Annotated in this window: 3 protein-coding genes and 1 pseudogene; 2 read left to right on the top strand and 2 right to left on the bottom strand. The window is 69.2% G+C overall.

The features are described 5' to 3' along the window. Both Q7T84_RS00270 and Q7T84_RS00265 read right to left on the bottom strand, forming a co-directional pair. The coding region (locus Q7T84_RS00270; protein ID WP_304805557.1) for an amidohydrolase family protein at positions 1 to 1,541 on the bottom strand (1,541 nt) is incomplete at its 3' end. Between the two features lie 76 nt (positions 1,542 to 1,617). Then, positions 1,618 to 2,091 carry a COG3650 family protein gene (locus Q7T84_RS00265; RefSeq protein WP_304805556.1) on the bottom strand — a complete coding sequence of 158 codons (474 nt, stop codon included), beginning with the start codon at positions 2,089 to 2,091 and terminating at the stop codon, positions 1,618 to 1,620. A 46-nt stretch (positions 2,092 to 2,137) separates the two neighbouring features. Here Q7T84_RS00265 and dcm point away from each other — a divergent pair, with 46 nt between their 5' ends. Both dcm and Q7T84_RS00255 read left to right on the top strand, forming a co-directional pair. After that, positions 2,138 to 3,268 carry a DNA (cytosine-5-)-methyltransferase gene (gene dcm / locus Q7T84_RS00260; protein ID WP_304805555.1) on the top strand — a complete coding sequence of 377 codons (1,131 nt, stop codon included), beginning with the start codon at positions 2,138 to 2,140 and terminating at the stop codon, positions 3,266 to 3,268. 90 nt (positions 3,269 to 3,358) lie between these two features. Continuing rightward, positions 3,359 to 3,988 (top strand): annotated as a pseudogene (locus Q7T84_RS00255) (PLP-dependent cysteine synthase family protein); the annotation flags it as partial.

Here is a 3,988-nt window from a genome sequence, read left to right as displayed (position 1 = left end):
TCATAGTCGATCACATTGAGGTCGGCGCGGTAGCCGGTCTGGATCAGTCCTCGGTCGTGCAGCCCGACCGCCTGGGCGGTGTCATGGGTCTGCATGCGGACCATGGCTTCCAGCGTCAGCTTCGGGCCGCGTGTCCGATCTCGGGTCCAGTGGGTCAGGTTCGAGGTCGGGAACGAGCCGTCGCAGATCATGCCGACATGAGCCCCGCCGTCGGAGAGTCCCGGCACGGTGTCGCGGTGGTTCAGCATCGCGAAGGAGGGGTCGAGCGAGCCGTCGGCATAGTTCAGGAACGGCAGGTACAGCATGCCACGCCCCTCGTTCTCCAGCATGTGGTCGAGGGCCATTTCCTGGGGTGTCACCCCCCGAGCCTGGGCCAGGACCGCGAGCGTGCGGTCGGGCGTTTGTTCGTAGTCGGGCTCCTCGCCCATCAGGAACATGACGCGCCAGTTCTGGATCATGTTGGTCCCGAGGCCGGGGGCCGGCTCGGGCGTCTCGGCCAGCAGCCGGGCGCGAAAGGCGGGGTCGCGCAGGTGGGCGACCCGCTCGGCCAGCGGCAGGCTGGATATCTCGCGATAGGTGGCGTGCTGGCTGAACGGATTGACCGTCAGCTCCAGGCCAAACAGGATGCCCACCGGCCGCCCGGCGACCTGGGCGCGCATGGTCAGGCCGGCGTCATTGGCCTCCGACAACCGCTCCAGCAGGGTGCGCCACTGGTTGGGATGGCGGGGGCTTTGCGCCAGGGTGAAGGACAACGGCCGGCCCGAGCGCTCGACGATCCGGCGCAGCATGGCGAACTCCTCTTCCGGCTCGGCGAAGTCGGAGACGAATTGCAGCACCCCCTTGCCGGCGGCGGCGAGGCCCAGAGCGATGCCGGTCAATTCGTCTTCGGAGGCGGTCAGGGTCGGGGTCGGCTGGCCGTCGCTGGTGCGGTGGTTAAGCGTGCGCGAGGTGGAGAAGCCCAGGGCGCCGGCCTCCATCGCGCCCTTGGCCAGGGCCGCCATGGCGGCGATGTCGGCGGGGGTTGCGTCCTCGCGGTTGGCGCCGCGTTCGCCCATCACATAGACCCGCAGCGCTGCGTGCGGCAGCTGGGTCCCGATATCCACGTCGAAGCGCCGCGCCGCGAGGCTGTCGAGATAGTCGGGAAAGCTCTCCCAGTTCCAAGGCAGCCCCTGGGTCAGGACTGGGAAGGGGATATCCTCGACGCCTTCCATCAGCCGGATCAGCCGGTCGTGGTCTTCGGGCTTGCAGGGGGCGAAGCCGACCCCGCAATTGCCCATCACCACGGTCGTGACGCCGTGCCAGGCCGAGGGCTGCATGTGGCCGTCCCAGGTGGCTTGGCCGTCATAATGGGTATGGATGTCGACGAAGCCTGGGGTGACGATCTTGCCGCGCGCGTCGATTTCTCGAGCGCCCTGGCCGGTGACCTGGCCGACCAGCGCTATGGCGCCGTCCTTGATCGCCACATCGGCCTCGAACGGCGCGCCGCCCGAACCATCGATGAGCGTTCCGCCCCGGATGACGAGGTCCCAAGCCCGTTCCATGGCCATCTCCCTTGATCGTTCTTATCGACGTTGGGGAGATTAGCGGCCTTGAGACGGGCTCAGGTCAAGGGCGCCCCTACGGCGCCACTTGCTCGCGCGGCCGTTCCGACTCCTTGGAGGCGCAGCCCTTGAGGGTCTTGCCGTCGTAGACGATCTCGGCGGCCAGCGGGAACTTCAGGTCCGACATGCCGTCGGAGCAGCCGGCCTGTTCGACCAGGGTGAGCTTGAGCGGCTTGCCGCCGACCAAGGTCTCCCAGACGGCCTTGCCGTCCTGCATGACCGCGCCGTTGTTGGGGCCGGTCGACGGGGCCGGGGCGTCCATCTGGGTGAAGGTGATCTGGGTTTCGCGGACCTGGGCCGACCAGAAGGGTTCGGTCCCGACCACATGCAGATCGCCCTGGAAGGCGGCCGGCAGCGCGGCGGTGGTGGCCGGGTCCGCCGCGACGGGCGCGGGCGCATCGGCGGGCGCGGCGGCGGGCTTGCCGTCCGGAGCCTGGGGTTGGCAGGCGCTGAGCGCCAGGGCGGCGAGGACCAGGAGAGCATGTCGCATGAAGGGCGTTCTTTCGCGGTGACCGAACGAAGGTAGAGTCGCCATAATGAGTCGATCTCTCAACTTTTACGAGTTTTTCGCGGGCGGCGGCATGGCGCGCCTGGGCTTGGGCGCGGGCTGGACCTGCGCATTCGCCAATGATTTCGACAGGTTGAAGTCTGAAACCTACCGCGCCAATTTCTCCGGCGCGGCCGAGCACTTCCATCAGGGCGACGTCTGGGCGCTGGACGCCGGCGCCCTTCCGCCGCGCGTTGATCTCGCCTGGGCCTCCTCGCCCTGCCAGGATTTTAGTCTCGCCGGCGCGCGGGCGGGCCTGGGCGGCGGCCGCTCCTCGGCCTTCTTCGGGTTCTGGAGGCTGATCGAGGCGCTGGGCGTCGATGGCCCCCGCGCGGTGGTGATCGAGAATGTTTCGGGTCTGCTGACCTCGCATGGCGGCGCCGACTTCACCGCGCTGTGCCGCGCCTTGGCCAGCCAGGGCTACAGCTTCGGCGCCCTGGAAATAGACGCCGCCCGGTTCGTGCCGCAGTCGCGCCCACGGGTGTTCGTGATCGCCACCCGTCAGCCGCCGCAGCCCGGCCTGGTCGGAGAGAGCCCCTTCCACACCCGCGCGGTGCGGCAGGCCCACGCCCGCCTGCCGGAGGATCTCGCCGCCCGCTGGATCTGGTGGCGTGGGGAGGCGCCGGCCGCCCGCAACACCGACCTCGCCAGCCTGCTGGAGCCCGACGCCGAGGTCGTCTGGCATGACGAGGCGCGCACCGAACGGCTGCTCGAACTGATGGCGCCGCTGCACCGCGCCCGGATCGAGGCGGCCAAGATCTCTGGCGGCCGGTCGGTGGGCGCGGTGTTCAACCGTATGCGGATGGAGGACGGCAAGAAGGTCCAGCGCTCCGAAGCCCGTTTCGACGGCGTCGCCGGGTGCCTGCGGACTCCGCGTGGCGGTTCATCACGCCAGACCCTGGTGGTGATCGAAGGCGAGCGCGTGCGAAGCCGCCTGGTCTCGCCGCGCGAGGGCGCGCGCCTGATGGGCCTGCCCGACAGCTACGTCCTGCCGGCCGCCGCGACCGGGGCGCTGCATGTGGCCGGTGACGGGGTGGTGGTTCCGGTCGTGCGTTGGCTGGCGGCCAGCATCCTGGAGCCCCTGCTGGCCCCGGCGGCGGCCGCCGTGGCCGCCGAATAGGCAAGCTCGGCCTCGCGGCAGAAGAAGTGCGCTTCCAAATCCCGTTCGGGGCCTTAGGTTAGCGCCTCACGCCAGAGATACGAGAGAGCCATGGCCGACGCCTCCAACTACGACGCAGCCCGCCACAAGCGTTCCGGCCGCGGCAAGATCTTCGACTCCGTCATCGACCTGATCGGCGACACCCCGCTGGTCCGCCTGCCGAACCTCACCAAGGCGCTGAAGCCCAAGGGCGAGGTCGTGGCCAAGCTCGAATTCTTCAACCCGCTGGCCTCGGTCAAGGACCGCATCGGCGTCGCCATGATCGAATGGCTGGAAGCCACGGGCGCCTTGAAGCCGGGCGGCTCCATCGTCGAGCCGACCAGCGGCAACACCGGCATCGCGCTGGCTTTCGTCGCCGCGTCCAAGGGCTATCCAATCACCCTGGTCATGCCCGAGAGCATGTCGATCGAACGCCGCAAGATGCTGCTGATCCTGGGCGCCAAGCTGGAACTGACCCCGGCCGCGCGCGGCATGGCCGGCGCCGTGGCCCGCGCCTAGGAGATCGTCGAGGCGACGCCGGGCGCGGTCATGCCCCAGCAGTTCGACAACGAAGCCAATCCGCTGATCCACCGGGTCTCGACCGCCGAGGAACTCTGGAACGACACCGACGGCCGGGTCGATGCGGTGGTCTCCGGTGTCGGCACCGGCGGCACCATCACCGGCATCGGCCAGGTGCTGAAG

The organism is Phenylobacterium sp. (genome assembly GCF_030654915.1).
Taxonomy (GTDB): domain Bacteria; phylum Pseudomonadota; class Alphaproteobacteria; order Caulobacterales; family Caulobacteraceae; genus Phenylobacterium.
The sequence above is the reverse complement of the archived record's forward strand: the minus strand, read 5'-3'. Positions and strand labels throughout refer to the sequence as shown.